The 24,328-nt window shown below is 64.9% G+C and carries 20 protein-coding genes; 9 read left to right on the forward strand and 11 right to left on the reverse strand.

Annotation, left to right across the window (positions count from 1 at the left end):
• Window positions 1–787: 787 nt before the first annotated feature.
• Entirely contained in the window at window positions 788–2,188 is a 1,401-nt protein-coding gene (locus tag ABEG18_RS05460) for a glycoside hydrolase family 18 protein (RefSeq protein WP_406857083.1), read from the forward strand.
• Window positions 2,189–2,193: 5 nt separating this feature from the next.
• On the opposite strand, the gene ABEG18_RS05465 is transcribed toward ABEG18_RS05460, so the two are convergent.
• From ABEG18_RS05465 to ABEG18_RS05480, 4 genes are all read right to left on the reverse strand, one after another.
• On the reverse strand, window positions 2,194–2,916 hold the full coding sequence (locus tag ABEG18_RS05465; protein ID WP_406857084.1) for a DapH/DapD/GlmU-related protein: 723 nt from the start codon (window positions 2,914–2,916) through the stop codon (window positions 2,194–2,196).
• Entirely contained in the window at window positions 2,810–4,057 is a 1,248-nt protein-coding gene (locus ABEG18_RS05470; RefSeq protein ID WP_406857085.1) for a DegT/DnrJ/EryC1/StrS family aminotransferase, read from the reverse strand. The genes ABEG18_RS05465 and ABEG18_RS05470 overlap by 107 nt, the downstream gene beginning before the upstream one ends.
• Window positions 4,058–4,128: 71 nt before the next feature.
• A complete protein-coding gene (locus ABEG18_RS05475; RefSeq protein ID WP_406857086.1) occupies window positions 4,129–4,839 on the reverse strand; it encodes a sugar transferase in 711 nt (236 codons plus the stop codon).
• Window positions 4,788–5,867 (reverse strand): Gfo/Idh/MocA family protein, encoded by a 1,080-nt coding sequence (locus ABEG18_RS05480; protein ID WP_406857087.1) that lies wholly within the window; start codon window positions 5,865–5,867, stop codon window positions 4,788–4,790. The genes ABEG18_RS05475 and ABEG18_RS05480 overlap by 52 nt, the downstream gene beginning before the upstream one ends.
• 142 nt (window positions 5,868–6,009) lie before the next feature.
• On the opposite strand from ABEG18_RS05480, the gene ABEG18_RS05485 reads away from it, so the two are divergent.
• From ABEG18_RS05485 to ABEG18_RS05495, 3 genes are read left to right on the forward strand one after another with little or no spacing between them, the layout of a single operon-like run.
• The gene (locus tag ABEG18_RS05485; RefSeq protein ID WP_406857088.1) at window positions 6,010–7,299 is read left to right on the forward strand and encodes a polysaccharide biosynthesis/export family protein; all 1,290 of its coding nucleotides are present in this window, start codon (window positions 6,010–6,012) and stop codon (window positions 7,297–7,299) included.
• Window positions 7,296–8,939, forward strand: coding sequence for a Wzz/FepE/Etk N-terminal domain-containing protein (locus ABEG18_RS05490; RefSeq protein WP_406857089.1), 1,644 nt, complete (start codon window positions 7,296–7,298; stop codon window positions 8,937–8,939). The genes ABEG18_RS05485 and ABEG18_RS05490 overlap by 4 nt, the downstream gene beginning before the upstream one ends.
• A 4-nt stretch (window positions 8,940–8,943) precedes the next feature.
• Entirely contained in the window at window positions 8,944–10,197 is a 1,254-nt protein-coding gene (locus tag ABEG18_RS05495; protein WP_406857090.1) for an O-antigen ligase family protein, read from the forward strand.
• Between the two features lie 9 nt (window positions 10,198–10,206).
• Here ABEG18_RS05495 and ABEG18_RS05500 read toward each other — a convergent pair whose 3' ends face one another.
• The 3 genes from ABEG18_RS05500 to ABEG18_RS05510 are packed head-to-tail and all read right to left on the reverse strand — an operon-like array spanning window position 10,207 to window position 13,319.
• Window positions 10,207–11,226 carry a glycosyltransferase family 2 protein gene (locus ABEG18_RS05500; protein WP_406857091.1) on the reverse strand — a complete coding sequence of 340 codons (1,020 nt, stop codon included), beginning with the start codon at window positions 11,224–11,226 and terminating at the stop codon, window positions 10,207–10,209.
• Window positions 11,227–11,235: 9 nt separating this feature from the next.
• A complete protein-coding gene (locus ABEG18_RS05505) occupies window positions 11,236–12,276 on the reverse strand; it encodes an NAD-dependent epimerase/dehydratase family protein (protein ID WP_406857092.1) in 1,041 nt (346 codons plus the stop codon).
• Window positions 12,273–13,319: a Gfo/Idh/MocA family protein gene (locus ABEG18_RS05510; RefSeq protein ID WP_406857093.1), complete on the reverse strand. Its 1,047-nt coding sequence runs from the start codon at window positions 13,317–13,319 to the stop codon at window positions 12,273–12,275. Before ABEG18_RS05510 ends, ABEG18_RS05505 begins: the two co-directional genes overlap by 4 nt.
• A 156-nt stretch (window positions 13,320–13,475) precedes the next feature.
• Here ABEG18_RS05510 and ABEG18_RS05515 point away from each other — a divergent pair, with 156 nt between their 5' ends.
• A complete protein-coding gene (locus ABEG18_RS05515) occupies window positions 13,476–14,543 on the forward strand; it encodes a glycosyltransferase (RefSeq protein ID WP_406857094.1) in 1,068 nt (355 codons plus the stop codon).
• Between the two features lie 72 nt (window positions 14,544–14,615).
• Here the strand turns inward: ABEG18_RS05515 and ABEG18_RS05520 are convergent, their stop codons facing one another.
• Window positions 14,616–15,629, reverse strand: a complete 1,014-nt coding sequence (locus tag ABEG18_RS05520; RefSeq protein WP_406857095.1) for a hypothetical protein — start codon at window positions 15,627–15,629, stop codon at window positions 14,616–14,618.
• A 285-nt stretch (window positions 15,630–15,914) separates the two neighbouring features.
• Window positions 15,915–17,099 carry a glycosyltransferase family 2 protein gene (locus ABEG18_RS05525; RefSeq protein WP_406857096.1) on the reverse strand — a complete coding sequence of 395 codons (1,185 nt, stop codon included), beginning with the start codon at window positions 17,097–17,099 and terminating at the stop codon, window positions 15,915–15,917.
• A gap of 283 nt (window positions 17,100–17,382) precedes the next feature.
• Here ABEG18_RS05525 and ABEG18_RS05530 point away from each other — a divergent pair, with 283 nt between their 5' ends.
• The 4 genes from ABEG18_RS05530 (at window position 17,383) to ABEG18_RS05545 (ending at window position 21,367) form a co-directional block, all read left to right on the forward strand.
• Window positions 17,383–18,414 carry a DUF354 domain-containing protein gene (locus ABEG18_RS05530; RefSeq protein ID WP_406857097.1) on the forward strand — a complete coding sequence of 344 codons (1,032 nt, stop codon included), beginning with the start codon at window positions 17,383–17,385 and terminating at the stop codon, window positions 18,412–18,414.
• Between the two features lie 55 nt (window positions 18,415–18,469).
• Window positions 18,470–19,633, forward strand: coding sequence for a glycosyltransferase family 2 protein (locus tag ABEG18_RS05535; protein WP_406857098.1), 1,164 nt, complete (start codon window positions 18,470–18,472; stop codon window positions 19,631–19,633).
• A gap of 158 nt (window positions 19,634–19,791) precedes the next feature.
• A complete protein-coding gene (locus ABEG18_RS05540; RefSeq protein WP_406857099.1) occupies window positions 19,792–20,589 on the forward strand; it encodes an FkbM family methyltransferase in 798 nt (265 codons plus the stop codon).
• A gap of 7 nt (window positions 20,590–20,596) precedes the next feature.
• Window positions 20,597–21,367, forward strand: a complete 771-nt coding sequence (locus tag ABEG18_RS05545; RefSeq protein WP_406857100.1) for a class I SAM-dependent methyltransferase — start codon at window positions 20,597–20,599, stop codon at window positions 21,365–21,367.
• Between the two features lie 43 nt (window positions 21,368–21,410).
• Here ABEG18_RS05545 and ABEG18_RS05550 read toward each other — a convergent pair whose 3' ends face one another.
• Complete coding sequence (locus tag ABEG18_RS05550) at window positions 21,411–22,910, reverse strand: oligosaccharide flippase family protein (protein ID WP_406857101.1); 1,500 nt, start codon at window positions 22,908–22,910, stop codon at window positions 21,411–21,413.
• Window positions 22,910–24,280 (reverse strand): glycosyltransferase, encoded by a 1,371-nt coding sequence (locus tag ABEG18_RS05555; protein WP_406857102.1) that lies wholly within the window; start codon window positions 24,278–24,280, stop codon window positions 22,910–22,912. The genes ABEG18_RS05550 and ABEG18_RS05555 overlap by 1 nt, the downstream gene beginning before the upstream one ends.
• Window positions 24,281–24,328 lie beyond the last annotated feature (48 nt).

Raw genomic sequence — 24,328 nt, forward strand, 5'->3', positions numbered from 1 at the left:
GCCTCATCGCCGCTTAGCCCGGCGAGCCGGGCGCGAACTCCTCAGGGCTCTCGTCCAGGGTCTCCTGATCGAAGCCGCAGCACAGGGCGTAGTCAGAATAGGCCGTAACGGGGCGCCCGACCAGGCCGCTTCCTCCGCGACCAAGAGGCCGCTGGCGGTGCGACGGCGCGGAGGTCCAGCGCAGGCGGTTGGGGCTGTGACTCGCCGATTGATGCATACCGAGCAGAAGCGACTACATGTTAGGGAGAGGCGCTTTCGGTGGCCCGACACGACGTAGCCCTGGATGCAACGCACACCTCGTCAGTTCATGCCGTCCGGTGGCAGAGGTGGTGGTCCGATTCGGGTCGCAGGCTCGCCTCAACCGAGGCTCGCCTTGTGCCCACGCGCCCTAGACCCCCAGAGCTAGGGCGTTCGTCGGACTCGGCACGCGAAACGCGACGGATTTTCATGGCTTCTACGGAGCAGTCGGCATTCGGTGCCACTCGGGCTTCGGCCTCGCCGATTGTCGTCGCGCGTAAGTGTTCGCCGTTAGGCTGCGACGACAGCGTCGCCCGCCCCTGTGCCACAGTCATGTAACTCGCCACTGGCCCAAAATCTCAGCACTGATCGGTTCTAGTTGACCGGAAATGATGTACCCTTGTTTCGGGCACCCCGCCACGGACTTTCTGCGTGGTGCCACTATCAGGCGACGCAGCTCCCCCTGGCGGCCTCACCTTCGCTGGCCGCCTGCCTCTCCCACGCCCAACCGTTCTTACACACCTGAGCCAAGGGCCTGCCACTGAGACCAATGACCCATCAGCACATCGCTTTTGCGAAAGCAGTCCAGCCCATGGCGGCGGCGGAGGGAACCTGCGGGCAGCAGCAGAGTACGCTGGCGATGCGCGCAGAGGTCCTCGACACCCCGCTGCCGCACACCACCCTGCGCCCACTCAGGGAGGCGCTGAACCGAAAGCGCGCCATTTGGCAGCGCCAGCAGCAATGGGCGCTAGCTGTGGTCGCGCGTCCGCGGCCCGTGTTTGCGTCGCCCCTGCGCTGGTCCATCATCGTCGCCTTCCTGATTGGAGTCATGATGGCAGCGCGCGCCGCCTTCGCGGCCGACGGCGGACCGGCCGCCGGGGCGCGATGGGTGTCAGCCTATTTTGTGGGATGGGACGCTCACACCTATCCGCCCAGTCTGATCGATTTTGCGCAGATCTCCCATGTATTGGCCTTCGCGGTTTTGCCCAATATGGACGGATCACTCGATACAAGCCTCTATCTGGACGATAGTCAGGGACCCCAAGTCGCAAAGGATCTCGTCCGCAGGGCCCACCTGCAGGCGCGGAAAGCGTTGGTCAGCGTCGGAGGGGCTGGGTTGCACGACCGCTTTGCAGCTGCAGCGTCTGCGCCAGTTCGGCCCCGCTTCGTGAGCGCGCTCCTGGCCCTGGTCGCCCAGTGGGGATATGATGGCCTAGACTTGGACTGGGAGCCGATCGAAGAGGCGGACTACGACGATTTTCTCGCGCTCGTCCGCGAGATTCGCCAGGCGCAGCCCTCAATCATCATCACGGTCGCCCTGGGCAGCAAACGCGGGGGCCGGGCGCTCGAGCCTAGCTACCGGCGTTTCTGCAACGTCCTCGCGCCCTTGGTGGATCAGGTGAATGTGATGACCTACGGCATGGCCGGACCTTGGCAGGGTTGGCTGAGTTGGCACAGTTCCCCGCTGCGCGGCGACGGGCCTTCTCAACCCATCTCCGTCGCGCAGAATGCTGCCGATCTGGAGCTTGCGGGCGTTCCTCGCTCGAAAATCGGTGTCGGCGTTGGCTTCTATGGCCAGGGATGGGGACCACTTGTGACGGGACCACGCCAAAATCTCGCCGGCAACGCCAATGAGGTCTGGATGGTGTTCCGCGACATCAGCCGCAAATATATGCCATGGGCGACCGCCTCCTATGATCGGCAGGCCGATGCGGCCTATCTGTCTGTGTGGCCGCCGCGCGACGGGATCTCGTTCATCTCGTACGAGAATGAGGCTTCGATCGCGGCGAAGATACGTTTCATTCGGGACACGGGCCTGGGCGGCGCCTTCGTGTGGGACTTATCCAGCGGGCATATCCCTGAAGCGGCCCGTCCGGACGCCCTGCTTCAGGCTGTCGGCGCTCTGCTCGACCGGGGTTCGCGGCCGTCAGGCTCGGTTTCGACGCCGTAAGCGGCTCACCGGACCCTTTCCCGCGCCGGGACCCCCATTACGAGGGCGTCGTCCGCAACGCTTCTGGTGACGACTGAGCCAGCGCCCACCACGGCGCGGACCCCGATGCGGATTCCGGGGAGCAGGTTCGCGCCCAGGCCGATCGCAGCGCCCCGAGCGATAAAAGGCCCCCGCGTCTCGTCCTCCAAATAGCCATGCCGGCCGATGGCGTTGTCGTTCGACGTGCCGACCCCGCCTGAGATGAAGACATCGTCTTCGATCGTCATGTTCCCGGCGAGCCATGAATGGTCCTGGACCCTTACGCGATCGCCAATCTGCGTGTTGTAGTTGATTGTGACATAGCGCCCGATCATGCATCGCGAGCCGATCCGCGACTGCTCGCGGATTGAAGCACCGTCGCCCAGAAGCGTGGAGGCGCCGATCCGTACGTCGGTGAAAATCACCGCGTGCGGCCCGATCGAACAGCCCGGACCGATCTCGACGACGCCTTCGGCGCGAGGGGTTCTGCTGAGTGCCCCCGCGCCCTTCGGCGGTTTGCCGAGGTAGGCACCGGGAAAGACCTCAACCCCGTCGCCGATCGTGACGCCGTCCTCGATCACCACATGCGGGTGGATGAGCACGTCATCGCCGATGGTCACGTCTGAACGTATCACTGCAAAGGGATCGATCCGGACGTTCGAGCCGAGACGCCGAGTCAGCACGACCGCCAGGGAGCTGATCTGAGACATGGGACGGTTCCTTGTTCCCGCTAGAGCTTGGTTTTATGAGCGCGTCACAAGGCTGTCGCGCTACCCGGGCGATCGAGCGGGCCTGTTCGCGGGTGAGTTCCGGGAACATCGGCAGCGACAGGCTTCGCTTCGCGGCGAACTCGGTCTGGGGCATGTCGCCCTCACGGTATCCGAGATGGGCGAACGCGGGCTGGAGATGGATCGGTATTGGGTAGTGGATCCCGGTGGACACGCCCGCCGCCTCAAGTCGGCTCTGCAGCGCATCCCTATCTTCGGTTAGGACGGGATAGAGGTGATGGACCTGGGACCGATCAGGATGCCGTTCAGGCGTTTCAATCCCGCTACCATCGAGATCCTCCGCGTACCAAGATGCAATCTGCTGACGCCGCTGGTTCCAGCGGTCCAGGTGGCGGAGCTTCACGCACAAAACGGCGGCCTGGAGCGTATCCAGCCGGCTGTTGAAGCCGATTTCCGAATGCTCGTATTTTGACGCGCGTCCGTGATCACGGAGCAGCCTGATCCGCGACGCGAGGACGTCGTCGCTGGTCGTGATCGCGCCCCCATCGCCAAAGCAGCCGAGATTTTTGCTCGGATAGAAGGAAAAGCAGGCCATCTGCCCGAAGGAGCCGATCCGGCGGCCCTTATAGCGCGCGCCATGCGCCTGCGCTGCATCCTCGATGACGAGCAGCGCATGGCGGCGCGCGATTTCCAGGATCTCATCCATGTCGGCCGGCGTCCCGAAGAGGTGGATGGGCATTATGGCCTTGGTTCGGGCCGTGACCGCCCGCTCGACCTGGACCGGATCGATTGTCCAGCTGGAGCGCCTGACATCCGCGAAAACGGGAGTGGCGCCGACACGCGCGATGGCCGCGGCTGATGCGATGAAGCTGTTGGCCGCGGTAATCACTTCGTCTCCGGGGCCTATGTTGGCCGCCGTGAGGGCGAGTTGTAGGGCGTCTGTCCCGTTCGCCACACCAATGGCGTGCCGGACCTGGCTATACTCCGCGAAGTCCTGCTCGAACTGGTCGACGGGGGGGCCTCCTATAAAGGAGGCGCTGGCCAGGACGTCGCCGATCGCCTCGTCGATTTCGTCCTTGATGGACCCGTATTGAGCCTTCAAGTCCACAAACGGGATAGGCATGTTCAACCTCGCTTTCAGGTTGATGCTAACTGTTTCTGGAGTCGCCACTCGAGGAGTATACGACGATGTCGCTAGTGAGCGCCGTTTCCCCGCAACACCGCCGGAGCGGTCAGGGCGATTAACTTCAGGTCGGACAGGATTGTCCATGTGCGGGCGTATTCGACATCCATTCGCATCATCTCATCGCAGCTGACACGGCCCCTCCCGTACACCTGCCAAATTCCGGTGATGCCAGGCTTCACGGCGTGTCGTGCGTGATGCCACGCTTCGAAATGCTCAAGCTCATAGGGGATGGCGGGGCGGGGCCCGACGAGACTCATGTCGCCGAAAAGCACGTTGAAGAACTGCGGAGTTTCATCCAGGCTGGTCCGCCTTATCCATGGGCCCATTCGCGTGAGCCGGGGATCGTCGTTCAGCTTGAACGGCGCTCCGGGATCAGAAGACAGGCGCTCGTTCCTCAAAAAGCGCCGAATAGCGCTGCGGTGAATGGCTTCGTCCGCCCCATGCGTCATGGTTCGAAATTTATAAAGCACAAAGAGGCGGCCATCCTTGCCGACGCGCTTCTGCCGAAAGAGAGCCGGGCCAGGGCTGTCTATCCGGATCAGCACCCAGAGCCCCGCCATTACGGGCGCGAGCACCGCAATGGCGATGCAGCTCACAACGACATCGAGCAATCGTTTCGCCGCAAGTTGCGCGTCTTCAAGGCAGTCCAACCGAACATCGCTGTCCTTCAGTGGCTGCGATCCGGAACCGCCCGGATTTGCCCGTTTCGACGTTGCCATTCTGCCACACTCCATGAGGGTGCAGAGCCCACTCCGTCGTTCGCCAGCGCGCGCGAGCATTCCTCGAGCGCCTCGACGACGTGCAGACCGCTGTAGCCGTCGGCCAAAGGGCGCTTGGACGTCGCGATCGCGTCTATGAAGTCGCGGAGCTCCCTTTGCAGCGGCTCCTGGTTCGAGAGGCTTGGGATGTGGACGTCTCCGTCATGATAGGCCGTTTCAAAATCAGCAAAGGTGTCGCCTTGTGGGGTAGGCTTGAACCGGCGATCATATGTGCGGATCTTGTCGCAAGAGTTCATATCGTCGAAGACCAGCATGCTTTCGCTGCCGACGATGGTGATTTGCCGCGTTTTCACGGGATCCAGCCACGATAAGTGCAGGTGCGCTCGCGCTGCGTTCTGAAACGCGAGGTGAACATGGACGATGTCCTCAACCCCGGGAATGACATGCGCGCAACCGCGTGCGCTGACGTCGACCAACGGACTGTCGATCACTCGGAAAATTACGGACAGGTCGTGCGGGGCCAGGTCCCACAGGACGTTTGTGTCCGCCTGATAGAGACCAAGGTTCAATCGTCTGGTGCTGACGTCATAAATCTCTCCGAGGTCGCCGCGTTTCACAGCTTGACGCATGTAATCGACCGCCGGATGATATTCAAACGTATGGCCGACCATGAGGGTGAGGTGCCTCCTCTCGGCGATCGCTATTAGGCGCCGGCACTCGCTAGCCTTCATGGCCATTGGTTTTTCCACGAGGACGTGCTTGCCGGCCTCCAACGCCGCCATGGCCAGGGCGTAGTGGGTTGAGATCGGGGTGGCGATCACGATTCCGGCGACGTCGCTGCTGAGGGCGTCGGTAACCGATCGGCTGACCGCGACGCCGCGATACCGATCTTGGATGCGGGAGATGCGATCGGCTCGCGCATCCACAGCCATGACGAGGTTCGCGCTGGGCGACTCGCTGAGGACGCGAATGTGCTTGGCGCCCCAATAACCGCACCCAACGACAGCAATCGGAATCCGTTCCGTCATGGTCGATCCCCTCCAGAGTCGTTGCTCTTCAGATGTGGGTGGGCAATCGTAGATAGCTCGACTTCTACTTGAATTACTAATGCCTCTGTCGGCCTAATCAATGTGGTGGACTTGCTTCCTTGTTGAAAGGAAAGTAGTCAGCATGAACCCCAATCAGCAGTTATCGAAGGCTCGGATGTTGCGGATTTGTGCTGCCATACCGGTGCTCTTCATGGTGTTTGGCGCCTGTGCGGCGGCCGAATACAAAATCGGGCCGCAGGACAAGCTCAAGATTAAGGTTTATGATTGGCCCGCGTTGTCAGATGAAGTCACCGTGGGGGACGACGGGATGATCATGCTGCCGCTCCTCGGGGCGGTGACGGCTGAGAGCGCCAGCCGCCGTGATCTGGCCAAGACCATCGCCCAAATGCTGCAGGCCCACGAACGCCTCCCTGCCTTGCCTTACGTCTCCGTCGATGTCGCCCAATACCGCCCCTTCTATGTGCTGGGCCACGTCCAGCACCCCGGCGAATATGCGTTTCGTCCGGGCCTCACGCCCATGATGGCGCTCAGCGTGGCCGGCGGGGTCTATCGGGCGACCGAAAATCTGAGGCTTGAGCGCGACATGATCCAAGGGCAGGGCGCCCTGAAGGTCCTGAACGCCAAGAAGTGGAGCCTGATCTTCAAGATCGCACGGCTCAAAAGCGAGCTGGCCGGGAAAACCGAGGTCGTGATCGAGGACGAACCGATCCGGCTGGCGGCCAACGCGCGGCACCAGGCGATGCTCGGGCAGGAGACCGCCATACTGCAGACCCGTCGGAAGGCGTTGGCCAATGAAATCGATGGCCTAAGACGCCGGATCGGCGGTTATAAGGAGGAGATCGACCTCCTCGTCGCGCGCATGAACAGTCTCGTTCGTCAGCAGAAATCCGTGGAGGTCGAGACCCAGGCGATGAACGTTCTAGGGGCCAAGGGCCTGACGATTCTGCCGCGCCAGGCCTCCCTTGAGCGCCTTGCCGCTCAGATCGAAGGCGACCAAAGACAGGTCGACACGCTGTCCTCCGAGGCGAAGCAGAACATCCTCCAAACGGAGATCGCCATCGCCAAGCTGACGGATGAGCGCGAGCGGGAGATCATGGCCGAGCTGAAGGCCGCCTCAGCCGAGCTGGCCGAGACGGACCATATGATCGCCACCCAAACTGATCTCGTTCGCGAAGCCGAGATCCTGGGCTCCACCAAACTGACGCGGTCCGGCGCGCCGGAGTCGAGGCTGCGTTTCCGCGTCCTGCGCCGCACATCCGAGAGCCAGTCCGAAGAATTCGAACTGACGCGCGACGCCAGCGTCGAGCCCGGAGACGTGTTGACGGTCGAACTTCCCGAATCTGAGGAGTCCGAGGCACCCGCCGTGCCGCAAAGCGCGCCGTTACGGCAGGGCGCCGTGGTGACGCGGTGAAGCAGGACGAGCCCATTAAATTCGACGTCGCCCACGCGGCTGGCGCGGATAGCCCGGCGGTCGTCTCCATGCGCTTTTGGGCGGTCGGAATCCTCCGCCATCGCGCTATCGTCGTTTTCTTCGCCGTTTTAGCCACTGCGATCGGGGGCGTCTATCTGCTGCGCAAGACGCCGTCCTACACCGCCAAAGCGCTTCTCGTCCTGGAGAACACCAGGCTTGAGGTCGGTCGCCAGGAACTGCTGCCGGAAACCGGCATCGTCGACGCCTCGACGGTCGATTCGCAGGTTGAGATCCTACGGTCCGAGGCGATCTCCCTGAAGGTGATCCAGGCGCTGCGTCTTGCGCCGCCTGCCTCAGCGGCTGGCGATGGCCGGCCCGGGCTAACCGACGAGATCGCGTTCCTGCCAGTTTTCCAGGGCCGGATGGCGATCCGAAGAATCGGCTTGAGTTCCGTGATTGAAGTCGCCTACAGGGCCGACGCCGCCGAGCAAGCCGCCCAGGTGGTGAACGAGCTGACGAGAGCCTATCTGGCCGACCAGGCCGCGGCGGCCGCTGCGGCTGCGTCGACAGCCAGCGCGTGGCTGCGCGACAGGATCAAGGATCTGGGGGCGAAGACACGCGTCATCAGCGCGGCGCATCCTCCCGCTCATCCGGACGGTCCGCGGCGGCTACTGATCCTGGCGGCGTTCAGCGCCTTCGGGACGATGCTGGGCGTCAGCGCAGCGCTGCTGCGCAACGCCCTGGACGGGTCGCTGTGGGATCCGGATCAGGCCTCCCTGAGGCTCGGCGGCCGGTTCATCGGCGCGGTGCTTAAAGCGCCGCATTCGGCGTCGAAGAACCACTTCCGATCGGATTGCCTGGCCGTCGTGCGGCGTGTCCATGCGGGATTGTTGTCCAAGCGGACCGGGCCGGTCATCGGCGTCGCCGGCGTCCTGCCCGGCGATGGCGCGACCGCGATCGCGCTCGGCTTGGCCAGGGCCGCGGCCGGCGAGGGGCGGCGGGTGCTGCTGATCGACGGCAATCCGTTTCATCCGGAGCTGTCGGTCCGTTTCGCGCCGAACGCGGGGGTCGGCCTGCTCGATTTCACCGCCGGCGCGGAGGCCGCCAATGAGGCGTGGTTCGGCTACGCCACGGACACGCCGGGCCTGGACGTCATGGCGATCGGCGGAGCCGCCGCGGCCCGCCGCGGCCCGGACGGCGGGAGGCGGCGCGACCTCGGGCGCGAATGCTCGCAGTATTACGACGTTGTCTTTGTCGACCTCCCGCCGCTCGCCGCGGTTCCTGACTTCGGGCCCGCAGGAAGCGTGGTCGAGATGGTCCTGCTGGTCGTCGGTTGGGCCCAGACGCCAGGACGGCTGGCCGAGAGCGCGCTTCGGAACGCAGGCCTGCGATCCAGCGGCCTGATGGGCTTCGTGTTCAACAACGTCCAACGCTCGGCGCTGGACATAATTCTCTTCCCCGCCGAGCATTCTCGCTGGAAGGGCAATCGCGCGGACAACAAGCGCTACTACGACGCTCTCGATCATGCCGAGACTGAGCCTCCAAAGACGGGGCTGCTGGCAGTGCTCAAGCGGTTTCGACCCTCGCGCTGGACCGAGCGCACCAAGAGCCGAGCGGACCATGACGGCGCATCCGCATGAGCCCGTGGACCGGCCGGCGCGTGTCGGCGTGTGGGATAGGGTCTACGGCCTCATTCCGGTGCTCGGGTGCTTCTTCGCGCTGGTGCTGTCGCCGCTAATCCTGTTGGGCGCTCCCGAAAACGTCGCCGATGACCCGGGACGGATGGAGAACAAGCTGTTCTGGATCGCCCTGGCGACGCTCTGCATGACCCTGGCCCTTGGGCGCCTGGGCACAGGGCGGCTCGACGCCAGCCTGATCTGGCTGGTCCTGTACCTTGGCGTCGCCGGAGCGAGCGTGTATTGGGCTTTCGCCCCGGACGTGTCCCTGAAGCGCTTCTTTCAGCAGATTCTGATCGTGCTTTGCATGGTGACCCCGGTGGTGACGTCGGACCGCCGGGATTGGCTCTTTCGCAGCCTGTTCCTCTGCTTCGCTTTGGGCGTCCTGCTCAACATGGCGGCGCTCGCCCTGAGGCCCACGACCGCCCTTGGGCATCCGGGGATCTACTCGTCGAAGAACACGCTGGGCCTCGCCGCCGCCCTTGCGCTGATCGTGGCCCTGCATGAAACGACCCGCCCCGGAGCCAGGGCCCGCATTTTGGGCGGCCTGGTGGCGAGCGCGTCGGTCTTCCTGCTCGTGCTTAGCCAATCAAAGACGTCGCTGGCGCTTGCGGTCGCCTGTCCGATGCTCGCCGGCGCGCTGCTGGTCCTGTGCCGCTCCTGCCGGCTGACGCTGAGGAGCGTAATGGTGCATGTCTCCGGGCTTCTTGCTCTTCTGCTCTTCCTCCTCTCGGCGGTCCTCGAACTCGGCGTGGACGACTGGCTTCAACTGGCCTTCGGCGATCCGACGCTGACGGGCCGCACCACGATCTGGGCTTTCGCCGCCGACATGATCGCCCGCCGCCCGGCCCTCGGATGGGGTTACCAATCGTTCTGGATGGTCGGTCCAGACGCGCCGAGCGTTCGAGAGGCGCCCGGCTTCGTGAGCCAAATGCCCCACGCGCATAACGGCTATTTGGACGTGCTGCTGGAAACCGGCTGGATCGGTCTCGTTCTCATGGTGCTGTTCATGCTCTCCAGCCTGCGAGCCATCGATCGCATCGGCGATTTCCGCAGAGCCTGGCTCCTGCTGTCTCTGATGCTGTTCACGATTTTCTACAATGCGACCGAGACCACCATCGGTCGGTCCTTCTCGCTGGAGTGGCTCGTCTTTTTGCTCGTATGCGCGGACGCCGGCGCGCTAGCGGCCGAATCGCGCGCCCGGCGCATAAAGCGGGCGTGAGACCTGCTCTCAGCCGCCGATCCAGGATGGCCAGGTCTGGCGGCGAAACGGGGCCGCCCATAGCAGCTTTCCGGACGCGCTCGCCAGGCGGGCGAGATAGGACCGGCGCGCTTGGCGAGCGAAGACGAAGCTAGCGCAAAACAGGGCCGCGAAGACGGGCAACTGCACCGCCCCGATGAGCATGGACAGCGCCGTGCGCGTCGGCAGGGCCGGATGCATCAGAAGCGGCGTCCAGGAGGCGACCTGCCCCCCTCGGAACGCGCGCCGCAAGCTGTAGCGCAGGCCGAGCCGGCCCGGCGGCACATGTTCGCGCGCAATCGCTTCCGCACACCAGACCAGCCTGCAGCCCAAGGCCGCCAATTCGCTGAAATAAAGGGCGTCCTCGCCGCCGAAACGCCCCAACCGGTCGTCGAAGGCCACCGCCGCGGCGCGGCCCCGGCGGGCGATGAGGCAATTGCCGGAAGCCAGGTTGGGATAAGCCTTGCCGCCTCGCGACCAGAATGGATCCACGATGGTGCTGCCGACCGGCGTTCCCGTCGGCTGCGGGATCCAATGGCTGAGCCCCCCCAGCAGCTGCGCCTTCAGTGCGGGACTGAGCCCAGGCGGAATGATTGGCAGCACGGGAGCCAGGACCGCGTCGGCCGCAAACGCCGCTTGCGCCGCCGACAGATGAGACAGCCAGTCCTCGACGACAACTTCGTCATCGTCGACGAAGGCCACGAAGTCGCCGGCCGCATAGGCCAGCCCTGTGTTGCGCGCCCGAGAGATCCCCGCCACGGGCTCATGGACGTAACGAAGGGGCACATGGGTGCGCCGGGCCAGGTCGCAGACCGTGGCCTTTGCGGAGCGGTCCGGGCAGTTGTCGACGACCAGGATCTCATAGGTGCCAGCGGCGGGGCCGGTCTGGGCGACGCAACTGTCCAAGCATTCAACCAGACGCTCGGGCCGTCTGAACGTGGGAACCACAATCGTGACCACGGGCTTGGCGCGCGGCGGGTCCACATTCTGGAGTGAGCAAGCCGATTTCATCTTGGCGGCTCAACGGTGGCCCGGCTTCGCTTCGGCCAACAATCGTGACCGACCGCCCGTCCGCTCGTCACGTCGAAATGTCCGCCGCAGCCCCTCGGCAAGGTCGACGGGCTCCGCCCAGCCCAGCCCGGCGTGCGTGCGCGTTCCATCCACGCGCACCGCCTTAAAGCGCGACTGAAAGCGGCGCGTCGCCAACAAACTGGGAACTTTGGCCTTGCCGCCAAAAAACGCCCGATTGGCCAGCCCGACCGCGCCCACGATCGTCCTGGCGAAACCATACGGAACGGGGATCCGGAAGCCCCTCTTGTTGGTCCAGCGCGCATACTCGGCAGCGTAACGCCACGACGAGATGCGCTGGGCGTCGACGACGTTGAAGGTGCCATGGGCGATATCGACCCGCTCGGCGGCGAGCACGAAGCACTGCGCGCAATTCTCCACGTAGGTCAAGGCGAGGCGGCTGGCCGGCCCGACCACCACCTGCACGGAGCCGATCCGCACGCCAAGTCCGGCGAAGGCTTCGCCTCCCGGGCCCCAGATGAAGCCTGGCCGGAGCACCAGGAGAGCGAAGCCGTGTTCCTCGGCGAAACGGCGCGCCACGCGCTCCTGCCAGACCTTCGCAATGGTGTACACGTCTCGCTCGTAGAGGCCGGGCGCCGCTTGCACGGAAGACTCTTCGTCCAGGTCCCTCCCCACCGCCGACCAGTCATACACGGAGAAGCTGCTGGCCAAGACGATGCGGCGCACGGTCGACAGCGCCATCGCGGACAGCAGGTTCTCGGTCCCCACCACGGTGGACGCGAACTGCGTGTCTTCGTTTCCCGCCACCGATGCCGCCAGATGGATCACGGCGTCGACGTCCTGGAAGGCCGGCTGCAGGTCGTGAGGGCTGCGCAAGTCGGCTCGGTGAACCGCGACGGCCTTGGCCCACGGCGTCTTGTCCAGTCGCGCCGAAGGTCGGATCAGGATGCGGACCGAGTGTCCCTGCGCCAAGGCGGTCGCGACGACATGTCTCCCCAGAAATCCGGTCGCGCCCGTAATCAGAAGCTTCATCCGGTCCTCCCCCCGGGGCGAAAGCTTGTGGCCAGCCGGTTCACGGCGATCACGTCGGCGCCGCTGATAGGCGGCTCCCGTCCGGCTTCAAGGCGGCGATAGGTTTGCGCGATCAGCTCCCAGACGCCCTTATAGGTGCCTGGTCCGCCGTCAAGCTTCATCAGCAAGGTCCCGAAAGCGGACCTGCGCACGGCTCCGGCCTCCTTCCAGGCGTTCCTGAAAGCGGTCGCAGCCTTGTGCCCGCTCTCGACGCGCGACAGGGTGAGCCGCGTCTCGAATAGGTTCGCGACGGCCTGCATCCGTGTTCCATACACGCGCAGCCAGAAGGCTTCAGGCCTGGTGTTCGAGCTGAACGCCACATGCGCCGAACCGGCGTTGGTTTCGACCAGCGCGCGGAATTCGTCGTAAGGCAGGCCAGAGTCCGCCCGCTTGGTCCATGACGTCTCGCAGCGGCGGAATTCGCCCAGAAAGGCGTGAACCAACGATGCCAGATGAGTCACGAAGTCGACGATCGGCCCGCCGGGAACATCTATGAAAGGATGCTTGAGGTCAGGGTCGCGGAACGGACTGTCGGGACCGAGAATGTCGTGGCACAGCAACACATCGACATGGGTGACTTCGCCAAACTCGCCGGACTGGATCAGCTCGCGGATGCGCAGGCAGGCGTCGCTGAAGGCGTAGTTGTAGTTCTCGACCAGAGCCACGCCGCCTGCGCGCGCGGCGCCTGCCATTTCGAGCACCTGCTTGAAGTCCAGAGCGGCCGGCTTCTCGACGATCACATGTGCGCCTGCGGCCAGCGCCTCCATCACGAGGTCGAAATGGAACTGCGGCGGCGTTGTGACGTGGACCACGTCGGGCTTGAGGCTCCGGATCATGGCCTTGGCGTCGGTGAAGGGCGCTTGCGCCCCGAACCGTTCGCAGGCGCATTCGGCCCGCGCTCGCGACACGTCGCAGACGCCCTCGATCTCCACATGCGGCATAGCGCCCAGACAGGCGAGGTGCTGTCGCGCGATATGCCCAGCTCCAATCAAGGCGGCTCTCACGAGACACGAAGCTCCGCGTTGGCGCGACTGGCGCGCGAGGCAGGCCGTGCGCCATTCTACAGTGAAAGCCGCGGCTTTGCACGCAGGTGCGAAGTTGTGCTTGGGTGAGCGCGTCGATGCATGGCGCTGGCCAGAAAGATGAAGTGGCCCTAGGCTATGGTTCTGGCCCTGCACCGGGAGGTTGAAATGTCCGAGCCTCGCGTCGGCGTCGCTCCACTCGTTTCAGTAATCATTCCCTGTTTCAACGGCGCGCCATTCGTGCAGGAGGCGGTGGAATCCGTTCTCAGGCAGAGCCATCCTCGCATAGAGATCATCGTGATCGATGATGGCAGTACGGACGACAGCTGGGCTGTCATTCGCGCGTATGAGGATCGGGTCACGGCCATCAGGCAGGACAACCGGGGATTGCCGGCCGCCCGCAACCGGGGTCTGGCGAGCGCCAAAGGCGACTATGCCCTGTTCCTCGATTGCGACGACGTGATCGCGCCGGACGCCGTGGAGGGATTGGCCGCGGCCGCCGCGGGTCGGGCCGACGTCCTGGCGTGCTGCACCTGGCGCAGCCTTGTCTCGCGACAGGGAACATGGGTTCTGGCCGAGAGGGACGCGACCTTCCCGCTTCCCGGGCCCGATCCTCTGGAAAGCTGGTTGTCCGGGGAATGGATCCCGATCTGCTCCATCCTGTGGCCCATGTCGCTCCTGCACGCCTTGGGAGGCTTCGACGAGCGACTGGCGATCAACGAGGACGGCGATCTCATGATGCGCGCCTTGCTGGATGGGGCCGGCCTCGTGGTGGCCGAGCGCGGCGAAAGCTTCTATCGCCGGCACGAGGCCTTTCGACTCTCGATCAGCAGCGACGTGTTCTCGAAGCGCCGGGTCCAGTCGGGCCTGTGCGTTCTGGAGAAGCTGGAAGCAGAGATTCGGCAGCGCGGCTCACTACCCCGCTATAGGCGCGCCCTGGGCGTCGCCTACCAAAAGCTTGCGGCCCGGACGTTCGTCTTCTTCCCGGACCTGGCGCGCGACGTCCTGAAGCATGGCGAGGCGCTGGCCGGGCGGCGCCCCATTGCGCCCACCCGCATCGGCCGCGTCCTCGTGCGCTGCCTCGGGATGGAGCGCAAACAAAGGGTGGTCGAGGCTCTGTCTTCGCTGGGCGTCATGACCAAGGGACGGCGGGCGCACCTGGCCCTCCAGGACTTGGCGAAACGGCGCCAGGACGGCGTCGTTTGAGCCTCCCGGCTTGCGTCGCCGCGAATGCGAGCGGCGGCCGACGCGGGGGCGCGCGCCGGCCGCACAGGGCCGTCAGAAGAAGTGGAAGTCCACGGCGCCGAGTTGCGCCTTGCTGACGCCCAGCAGCAGGACGGAATCGCCGGCGCTATCGGTGATCAGCGCCCCATTGGACGTATCGGTGGTGTGCGACAGGACCGAACCCACATCCGCGAATAACGCCGAGTCGAAGTTCAAGACGTCGTGGTTGCGGCCGGAGAAGTCGAAATCCTCGACCACGTCATGGCCGAACTGGGCCTTGAACGTGAAGGTGTCGGCTGCCGCGCCGCCCCACAATTTATCGTCTCCGGCGCCGCCGATGATCTGATCCTTTCCGCCGCCGCCGGTGATCGTGTCGTTCCCGGCGCCGCCTTCCAAAACCTCGCCCTTGTTGGTTCCGGTCAAGGTCTGTCCGACGACTGGGGGGACGGGGTCGGGGCTGGCGGTCGACGACGTGGATCCGCCCCCGCTGGGCGCGCTCGGAGCGGGCGCCGGGGCCTGGACCGTCGAAGTCGGGGCGGCACTCGCGTCCGCGCTCGTCGCACTGACGCCGGTCACGCCGCTGAAATCATAGCCGGAGAACTTGTGCAGGTAGGTGCTGACCGTGGTTCCGAAGGGGTCGGCGGCCATCGCGGTTCCGCCCGAATTCAGATAGCGCGCCACCGAGTCGGCGCCGACCAGATGCGAGGCCGCCACGATTCCGGACGCCGTGATCTGCGCTCCGTCCATGACCTGGCCGTCAAAGGCTTGCAGGCCCAGGTCCTTGATCTCTGTGTTCCACAGATAGCCGAACCACTCGCCAGCGGCCTTGTCCTGCACGGCCGGATGCGTCAGCCAGTCGGATATGCTGGCGATGCCGTCTTTCCCGGTCCAGCCGTTATTCCAGTCGACAGCCGCAGTTCCATCATTGGTGTAGTAACCGATCATCCGTAGAGCGCTCTCTCCGAACTGGTAAGCGCCTGCATAGCCGAGGCTGTTCACGTAATTGTAGCGATTGGTCGATTCGCTGAATGCAAGGTCGTGAAGGAAAGCCTCATAGGTTGCGGACATGCGCACCCTTTCTGTTAGACACAAGTGTTGAGCCGCAGCAAAACGCAATCGCGTTAAGGCGAGGTGAATGTAGAGAGCGGTACTAGACCGTAGGTTGGATTGATTTCCAAATCGGAAATAGGCGTCTAGTTCTTTTGGGATAGGAACCGATTGTGATCAGAATGCGGCATATGCAGCCAATGACGTCCTGGCTGTGGAAAAGGACATGAACAACACCACCGCTCGACTGATCATCGGCGAAAATTCGATTGAAAGACCTGAAGCTTAGGCCCAAGCGCAGGTCGCCTAGCTCCGTTCCGAGCGGTTCCAGGCGGAGCGCCTGCCGGCGGCGTAGGCCACGACCATGGTCGCGACGGACGCGATCTTGCCCGGGATCCGGGCCAATTCTCGCAGCCCGATCAGGTCGCGGCCGCAAGCCCGCCAGCATAAGGCGAGGAACAGCGTCACGCCGCCCATGGCGAGGCTGGACAACGCCAGAGCCAGCCAGAGCCCGGTGAACGCGAACAGAATCAGGGCGGCCGCCCAGAGCGCGGCCGCTACGCCCGTCAGCACGCTCAAGGGCGGCGCCAGAAGGTCCGCTGCGAGAGCGAGAGCCGCCAGATCGCGCTGCGTCGTCGCTCGCCGCAAGAGAGGCCAGACATGGCTTCCGACCAACTGCAGATGGCCATGGACCCAGCGTGTCCGCTGTTCCTCCCGGCCCCGCGCGCTTGGCGGGAGCTGGCTCAGGACGGCGGCTTCCGGGCAAAACCGGGCCGGCGTTCCACGCAGGGCCAGATCCAGCCCCAACAGCACGTCCTCGGCGAGGTGCGGCGAGGCCAGGCGAACCGATCGCACGATCTCCCAGGGCAGCGCCATACCCGCGCCCAGCAAGTGGCAGGGAAGCCCCAACCGGGCGTAGCCGCGGGGACGAAGCCCGGTCCGGATCCGCCACGCGAAACGCGACAGCCTTTCATGGCTATCCTCCGTCTGGGGCGCCGTGAGCTCGTAGGAGGCCTGGATCGGCGCGCGCCACCGTTGGCAGGAGTTCGCCAAGTGGTCGAGCGCGTCCGCGGCGAGCACGCAGTCGGCGTCGAGGAACACCACGACGTTGGGGGTCGATCCGGCGAGCGCATCGACGCCGGCCTGCAGCGCGAACCCTTTGCCGACGCGCGTCGCGTCCTGCCGCACCACGACCTCGGCCCCGCCGCGCCGGGCGACTTCAGCCGTAGCGTCCGCGCAATTATCCGCCACCACGATGACCCGATCCCCCGGGTGCAGCTGCGGCGTCACGCTCTCCAGCGTCGCCGGCAGCGCGCCAGCCTCGTCATGAGCGGGAATGACCACCGCGAGCGGAGCGGTTCGCGGAGAGGCGCGGGCGGAGGGCTCAGGCCTGCGGCTGCCCGCGATGGCTTGGACCAGCAACGCCGCGACCGCGACGAGAGTGAGCGCTGCGAGGATGGCGAGGATCGACTGCGCCGCTTGACTGACCATGTCCAGTCCCCCTCGGTGTTGCGAACAGGGCGCCGACCCGCCCTGTTCGGCCAGCATGAGCGCATCGGCCCGGCCAGGCGACTCCCCAGTGATGGCGTGCGGTATGATGCGCACACGCGCCGTCGTCGCCGACTTGCTTGATTTTTGGCTCCAAAAGGATCACGATCAAGTCTTGAGGCGCATGGGCTCGCAAGTCGTGGCCTGACGAAATCCGGCATAAAAAGCCTTGAGGCGAGTATCGGACTGACGGAGACTGAGAGGCGGCCGGCGCGAGGAGTTGCCCGTGAAGGTTTGGATCGACTTCTCGACGGCTCCAGATCCACTCTTCTTCGAGCCGATCATCAGGCGACTTATCGAGCAGGGCCATACTGTCCGGCTCACGGCCCGCGATTACAGCGAAACGGTGCACATCGCCGAGAGTTGCGGGCGGCCAGTCGAGGTCGTAGGACGACACGGCGGCGCCTCCATGAGGGGCAAGGCGGCGGCGATCTTGACGCGGGCGCGCCAGTTGAGCGCATGGCTCAAAGGCCGGGAAATCGATTTGGCGCTGGGATATAACTCATACGCCCAGGCTCTCGCGGCCCTGGCGACCGGCGTCCCGCTGGCCACCTGCATGGATTATGAGTACCAGCCGGCCAATCATCTGGCCTTCAGGATCGCGCGCCGCATCATCGTGCCTGAAGGATACGAGAGGTCGATCCTGAGGAAGCAGGGCGGAACCGCCGCGAAGGTGGTCGTGCATGAGGGCCTCAAGGAACACGTCACGCTCGTCGATTTCGAACCCGACCCGCGTTTCCCGGCGACGCTCGCCAGCTTGGGCGTGTCGGAATCCGACATCCTCGTCACGATGCGGCCGCCGGCCACGCAAAGCGCGTATCACCGTTTCGAGAACCATCTGTTCGAGCAGGCCGTGCTGCGGATGGCGGACCAGCCGCGAACCAAGGTGATCCTGCTGCCGCGCTACCAGGCCCAGGCACAGCAATACCGCGCGCTGGCCCGCAGCAATCTGCTCATTCCGGAGGTCGTGCTGGACGGCCTCAACCTCGTCTACTGGTCGGACGCGGTGATCAGCGCGGGCGGATCGATGAACCGGGAGGCGGTGGTTCTTGGGACACAGGCCGCGACGGTTTTCGCCGGACGGATGGGCGGCGTCGATCGCAAGCTCATAGCGGACGGAAGCCTCCAGCGCATCGCCAGCTTGGACGATCTGGACGGCCTGGCGCCGGCGGCCAAGCGTGACCGCTCGCGCCGGCCCCCCGTTCCGACAAAGGCGACCGAGCAGGTCGTGCAGGGCTTGCTAGGGGCCGTCGCGTAGGGGCGCGCGGGCCAGGACGCACCCAGGCCCCGGCCCCGAGCCAACGGAGCACCGCATGAGACTGCTGCTGGTCACGGAAACGTTGGAGCCGGATTCCCGGTTCTTGGCTGACAGGGCGAGGATGCACGGCTCGGCCGCGTCCGCCGTTCTTTCGGTGCGCGGCGGGGAGCCCCGCATGGCCGACAACGGCCTGCTGATCGTCCCCATGACATGGTCGCATTCGGATTTAGGCGAATTGGACTGGCGCCGGCGGCATCGCCTTCGTCGCGCCGCGTCGGAGCTTTTGGGGTTCAATGCGGCCCGCCTCTTTGGCTGGGAGGAGGATATTCTGGTCGAGGTCGGCGCCTGCGACCCCGACGTCATCGACCTGACCGGCGTGCGCCATGGCCGGTCTTGGCTCGCCGAACTGCTCAGGCGGTGGTTCCCCGAGCGACAGGTGATCGTAGAACGCGGGCAGGCGGCGACGCCGGACGCGGATCGCTGGCGCGTTTATGACGGTTCCGCCCTCGTGACCATCGTGTTGCCGGTGCACAACGGCGAGCGATATTTGCGCCAGTCCATCGACAGTTGCCTGTCCCAGACGCACAGCGCCCTGGAATTGGTCGTGGTCGACGATTGCTCGACGGACGCCACGGCGCGGATCCTCGCCGAATATGCGGCGGCCGACGACCGGGTGCGCATCATTCGCAATGAGACGAACAAAGGGCTGCCCGAAACCCTCAACGTCGGATTCCGGGCGGCGCGCGGGCGATACCTGACCTGGACGAGCGACGACAACCTCTACTCACCGGACGCCTTGCGCTTCATGGTGCAGCAGCTTTCGACCTATCCGGATGTGGGGTTTGTTTATACGGCGCTGCACACGATCGACGAGCAGGGCAGGGACTTAAACCTCGCTTTGTGCTCAGCCCCCACCGGACTGCGACGGCATGAACTCGCGGCCGGCGCGGTAAGGGCCTGTTTCATGTACCGGGCGGAGGTGCGCGACACGGTCGGGCCGTATCGCGCCGAATACAGGCATGCGGAAGATTTCGACTATTGGGTGCGGATCTGCCTGTCATACAAGGCGAGACACTATCACCTCCCCCTGTACCGCTACCGTCTACACGCGAGTTCGCTGACTGCGCAACATCGGGACAAGTGGGCTGAGCTGAACGCAAAGATTCTGGACGAGCACTTCGCATCCGGACGGCGGAATATAATGTGGTCCGGGCCCTGAGCGCGCTGCGGATCAAGACGGAAGTCCTTCGACCGAAGCTGGAGATGGCCATGCACCCCAATACGATTAGGCGGCTGGGCCGCCCGCTCAAGCGATCTCTCCTTCGGTTCGGCAGATCCGAGCGGTTTCGCCGCTCCCCAGGCCCGGTGTGGATTCGCATGAAGGACGGGTTCTGGATGCAACTCGACCCGCGCCAAAGCGTCGATCGCGAGATGGTGGCGCGCGGAGGCGTTTGGGAACCGGCGCTGCGCGCCGTCATGAAGCGCTACCTTCGGCCGGGCGACGCCTTTGTCGACGTCGGCGCTCACAAAGGTTGGGCGAGTTGCCTTGGAGCGCGGTTGACGGGACCAGGCGGACTGGTCGTCAGCGTGGATCCGGATCCACGCGCCTTCGCGGGGCTCATGGCCAACATTGTCCGCAATGAGTTCGCCACCGTGCAAGCTTGCCAGTGCGCCTTGGGCGACGCGGATGGCGAACTGCGACTTTCGCTCACCCGGACGATCGGCAATACGAGCGCCTTTCCCAACCACATCGCGCGCAGCGAGGTGGTCGAGGAACTCACGGTGCGCTGCACCACTCTCGACAGTCTCCTACGCGGCCTGGACATCAAGGGCCGCGATCTACCCCTCATCAAGATGGATGCGGAAGGCGCCGAGCCCACCATCTGGGACGGCATGCAAGCGACGCTATCCGCGTTCAAGCCTGCCATCGCCTTGGAGATCAATTACGCCTCGCTCCAAGCGGCGCGCCGCGACCTTGGAGAGTTCAAGACCGCCATGGAACAGAGCGGCTACACCCGGTGGTTCCGCATGACCGTACAATCTGGCGTTTGGGGGCGGCCCCAGCTGAGCCTGAAGGCCACCGATCTGTTTGGCGAGGACGAGCTTCTGATCGACGTTCTCGCCATCCCGCAGGATGGCGACCGCATGGCGGCCATTCGGCCCTTCATCCATTGAGGGCGCGATGTCTCTCAAAGCACTGGTCCGGGCCGTTGTGCCCGCGGCAGTTCGGGTCCCGGCGCGCAAATTAACGCATCATGCTATGGTCCGCGTCGCCCGGAGCTTCCCTGTCCTCAAACTCAAAGCCCGGCGTGAATTGGAGTTCTGGGAGTCATTGATCGCGGCTCACGGTGTGGACCCGCAACCCGACTATTATCGGCGCTTCATGTTGGCGATGGGCGGCCTGGACTCCCCCGCCGTTTTCGCCGGCAAGCTGTGCGTCGATATTGGATGTGGGCCGAAGGGTTCGCTCACCTGGCTTGACGGAATCGCCAGGGCGGCCTTGGGGGTCGATCCTCTTGCCGACGAGTATATGAAATTGGGCATCGCCCGCCATGCCATGGTCTACCTCCAGGCGGGAGCTGAAAAACTCCCGTTTCCGAGCGGCTACGCCGATGTCGTGTTCAGCATGAATAGCCTAGACCACGTCGACGACCTGCGCGCCGCCTGTCGCGAGATCAGGCGGATCCTGAAACCTGGCGGAGCCTTCATCGCAAGCCTGAACCTTGATGAACCGGCGACATTCACGGAGCCTTGGACGCTGACGGAGAGCTTTCTGGACGCGAGCCTGTTCGACGGCTGGATATGCGAGTTCCGCCAGACCTGTCCGAGACTGCCGGATGAAGAGGAAGGTTGGGGACCTTACCGCTATATGTTCGAGGAGCCCCCAGCCGAGTTGCTGCAAGCTCAGGGTCCCCGCGCCTTATGGTGCCGCTACCGCAGGCCGAACGACTGATCACGTTTCGCCGCTCGCCAGTTCAAAAACAGGCCACGCCCGGTCACGCCGGGGTCAGCGCCTTTCGGGCCAAACGGGCGAGGCATATGGCCATGAGAAGGGCCGCTCCGGCCCCCGCGGCCAAAGCCAGCCTCGGCTCAAGGTGCGGAACGACGCCAACCCCCGCGGCGACGGCGGCGATATAACCGCCGAGCGGAATGAATACGCGCCCGGGCCGCAGGTAAGAATTGCGCGCGAGAAAACTCGCGTAAGCGAGCGCATTGAGCGCCAGATACGCCGCCGCCAGGGCGATCAGAAAACCGGACGTACCGCGGCTCGGGATAAGCGCGAGGCAAAGTCCCAGAAACAGCAAGCCCCAGAACAGGTTGAGAGCAAAGCCCAGCCACATCCGTCCCGTCGCGCTAAGAACGTTCCCGAGCCCCAGCCCTGTCGCCTGGGCGCCGGCCACGACCATCGCGCAGGCCAAGGCGACGCCACTGCCGGCCATGTCGCTCCCATACAGAAAAGCTAACAATTGGGGTCCACAGAACGTCAGAGCCAAGCCGGCCGGGAACACGATGAGCCCTGCCGAGGCGACGCTGTGTTCGAGGATCTTCGCCAACACGGCCGGTTGGTGAACCGTATTGGCCATGATGGCGAAGGTCGGGGCCAGCATCACGGTGGGCAAGGCGACCAGCATGGTCCTGAGTTGATCGACGACCCTCAGCGTTCCGAGTTGCAGATAGCCGTCAGGCGCCTGCACCAGGATAAGATTGGCCGCCCAGAACACTGTCAGATATGTCAGGCCGCCGCCAAGGGCGGGCAAGGAGTAAAGCCAGATTAGCCGACTTTCGGCCAACATCGATCCGTAGTTCGTTCTCAAGCCTCGTTTCTGGCATTCCGCGCGGCAGGCCCAGCAGGACAACGTCAACGCGATGCCGGCGCCGGCCACCTGCGCCTGGACCGCACCCCGCAAGCCGTCGGAATACACGCCCAGCACGTAGACGGGCAGGGAGACCGCGGCGGCGGCGACCGAGATCTGCGCGAGGCGCCTGAACGCCTCAAGACCGGCCAAAGAGGCGGACTGCACGCCCTCCAGGGTGGTGATAGGAATGGCCAAGGCCGCCACGCGCAGCAAGGACCCTAGCTCGGGCCGCTTCAGCACGTGCGCCGCCAAAAGGTCGGCGCCGGCATAGCAGAGGACGCCGATCAGCAGCCCCACGGTCAGGGCGGATGCATTAACCAGCCCCAACACGGCTCCCGCGCGGTCCGGAGCCTGGTCCCGATGCTCGGCGATGAACTTTGTCGCCGTCGCCGAGAGGCCCATCCCAGCGGCCGTCCCAAGAACCCCGAGGGTGCTTTGAACCATGGTGAACTCTCCGAACCGCTCGCGGCCGAGCAGCCGGACGATCAAAAGGCTCAAGGCGAACCCGAATGAGCGCGTCACCAGCGCGCCGGCTAGCGAGAACAGACCCCCGCTCAGCAGCCTCGCGCTCATGGCGGTTTTCGGCGTTAGCGCCACGCGAAGACGCCGTGCCGCGCTCAGGCCTTGGGCGCGCAGCATCAGCCGTGGCCTTCGCGACCGATCGCATTCGCGCCTGCCTTGGCGTCCGCTGGCGCGTTCTCGGACCGGCGAAGCTCCGACGCGCGGCTTGGGCCGTGTCGGACCGCGTCCAGCAAGGTGTTGGCGCGCTCACGCCAGGTGTTCTCCCTGGCCTCTCGCGCCAGAAGGGATTGGTATTCGGGCTGCCGAGAACGCTCTTGGGCCGCTTCGACCTGGGCGACGAACTCAGAAGCCGTCGCGGCCAGGAGAATACTTTTGTATTTTAGCACCTCACGCATGGGCGTGCTCACCACCGGCTTGCCCCCGGCGAAATACTCAAACAATTTGACCGGACTGCAGGCATGCGTGATCGGATTGAGGATGAACGGAATGCAGGCCACATCGAAGTGGCGCAAATACTGCGGCAGCTCGCCATAGGGCTTCTTGCCGAGAAAGAACATGTTTGGCTCGGTCGCGATGCGCTCGCGAATGCTCTCCTCCGATGACGCGTAGGGGTAGCCGATCAGGACAAAGGCCCAGTCGGGACGCAAGCGGGCGGCGGCCCGCCAGAGCTTCCAGTCGAACCACGGGGCGATCGCGCCGTAATAGCCCACCACCACGGGAGCGCAGCGCGCCTTCAGCAGGTCCGCCGGAACGGGGAGGTCCGCCCCGCTCCAGTCTTCCAGGCGCACCGCGTTGGGCAGCTGCACGACATCATTCCGACGCGACCGGAGATCGTGGCTTAAGTCGTCGGCGGTGGCGATCAACAGGTCAGCCCCGCGCACCCATTCCTCATGGGCCTGCCGCACGGCGTCAGCGTCGTCCAGGAGCGAGAGCTCGTCGATGACGTCGTAGATGACTTTTACAGCTCGGGGCGCCGCATCCGCTCGGGCCAGATCAGCCGGAAGCGCTCGCTGCGCCTGCTGGGGCCAAAACATGATGACGGCGGCGGGCTGATGCCGCGCCACCATCGCAGCGACCGCGCTGTCGGGAGCCCGGACCACGTGCAGCCTGTCTTCGACCTCCCAAAGCGCGCCCTTGGCGGTCGGGACGGTCGACAGGGCCACATCGTGGTTGAACGTCCACTGTTCGAAATACAGGACCTCCGCCCCGCTCTCCGCCAATCCGCGCGCGAGTTGCTGAGGCCTCTGGAAGGCTCCGCTGTTCCAGCTATGGGTGGGCAAGAACCAAATCGCGGTGGCCGATCGCTGCCGGGCCGGCAGGATGTTTTTCTCCAGCACGGCCCAGTCGAGATCCCGCTCGTTGCGCGCGCTGAAATATTCATGCGTGGGCGGGCGACGCCAGCGCCCGACGAGATGGTATTGGGCCCAAGGAGGAAGCAAGCCGAAGGCGAGCTTGGCCCCGGAGGACGTCAATTGGGCGATCGGCATGTCCGCCCCACTTCACTGTCCCTGGCGCGAGACGCCCCGCAAACCCTG

This window comes from Alsobacter sp. KACC 23698 (genome assembly GCF_045348435.1).
Lineage (GTDB): Bacteria > Pseudomonadota > Alphaproteobacteria > Rhizobiales > Beijerinckiaceae > Alsobacter.

What these genes read in the sequence shown, in the direction of transcription:
- ABEG18_RS05505 (WP_406857092.1), bottom strand. Translation starts at nt 12,276, where the DNA reads ATGAAGCTTCTGATTACGGGCGCGACCGGATTTCTGGGGAGACATGTC.
- ABEG18_RS05470 (WP_406857085.1), bottom strand. Translation starts at nt 4,057, where the DNA reads ATGCCTATCCCGTTTGTGGACTTGAAGGCTCAATACGGGTCCATCAAG.
- ABEG18_RS05535 (WP_406857098.1), top strand. Translation starts at nt 18,470, where the DNA reads ATGAGACTGCTGCTGGTCACGGAAACGTTGGAGCCGGATTCCCGGTTC.
- ABEG18_RS05545 (WP_406857100.1), top strand. Translation starts at nt 20,597, where the DNA reads ATGTCTCTCAAAGCACTGGTCCGGGCCGTTGTGCCCGCGGCAGTTCGG.
- ABEG18_RS05520 (WP_406857095.1), bottom strand. Translation starts at nt 15,629, where the DNA reads ATGTCCGCAACCTATGAGGCTTTCCTTCACGACCTTGCATTCAGCGAA.
- ABEG18_RS05550 (WP_406857101.1), bottom strand. Translation starts at nt 22,910, where the DNA reads ATGCTGCGCGCCCAAGGCCTGAGCGCGGCACGGCGTCTTCGCGTGGCG.
- ABEG18_RS05525 (WP_406857096.1), bottom strand. Translation starts at nt 17,099, where the DNA reads ATGGTCAGTCAAGCGGCGCAGTCGATCCTCGCCATCCTCGCAGCGCTC.
- ABEG18_RS05515 (WP_406857094.1), top strand. Translation starts at nt 13,476, where the DNA reads ATGGTTCTGGCCCTGCACCGGGAGGTTGAAATGTCCGAGCCTCGCGTC.
- ABEG18_RS05480 (WP_406857087.1), bottom strand. Translation starts at nt 5,867, where the DNA reads ATGACGGAACGGATTCCGATTGCTGTCGTTGGGTGCGGTTATTGGGGC.
- ABEG18_RS05465 (WP_406857084.1), bottom strand. Translation starts at nt 2,916, where the DNA reads ATGTCTCAGATCAGCTCCCTGGCGGTCGTGCTGACTCGGCGTCTCGGC.
- ABEG18_RS05460 (WP_406857083.1), top strand. Translation starts at nt 788, where the DNA reads ATGACCCATCAGCACATCGCTTTTGCGAAAGCAGTCCAGCCCATGGCG.
- ABEG18_RS05540 (WP_406857099.1), top strand. Translation starts at nt 19,792, where the DNA reads ATGAAGGACGGGTTCTGGATGCAACTCGACCCGCGCCAAAGCGTCGAT.
- ABEG18_RS05475 (WP_406857086.1), bottom strand. Translation starts at nt 4,839, where the DNA reads ATGGCAACGTCGAAACGGGCAAATCCGGGCGGTTCCGGATCGCAGCCA.
- ABEG18_RS05555 (WP_406857102.1), bottom strand. Translation starts at nt 24,280, where the DNA reads ATGCCGATCGCCCAATTGACGTCCTCCGGGGCCAAGCTCGCCTTCGGC.
- ABEG18_RS05500 (WP_406857091.1), bottom strand. Translation starts at nt 11,226, where the DNA reads ATGAAATCGGCTTGCTCACTCCAGAATGTGGACCCGCCGCGCGCCAAG.
- ABEG18_RS05485 (WP_406857088.1), top strand. Translation starts at nt 6,010, where the DNA reads ATGAACCCCAATCAGCAGTTATCGAAGGCTCGGATGTTGCGGATTTGT.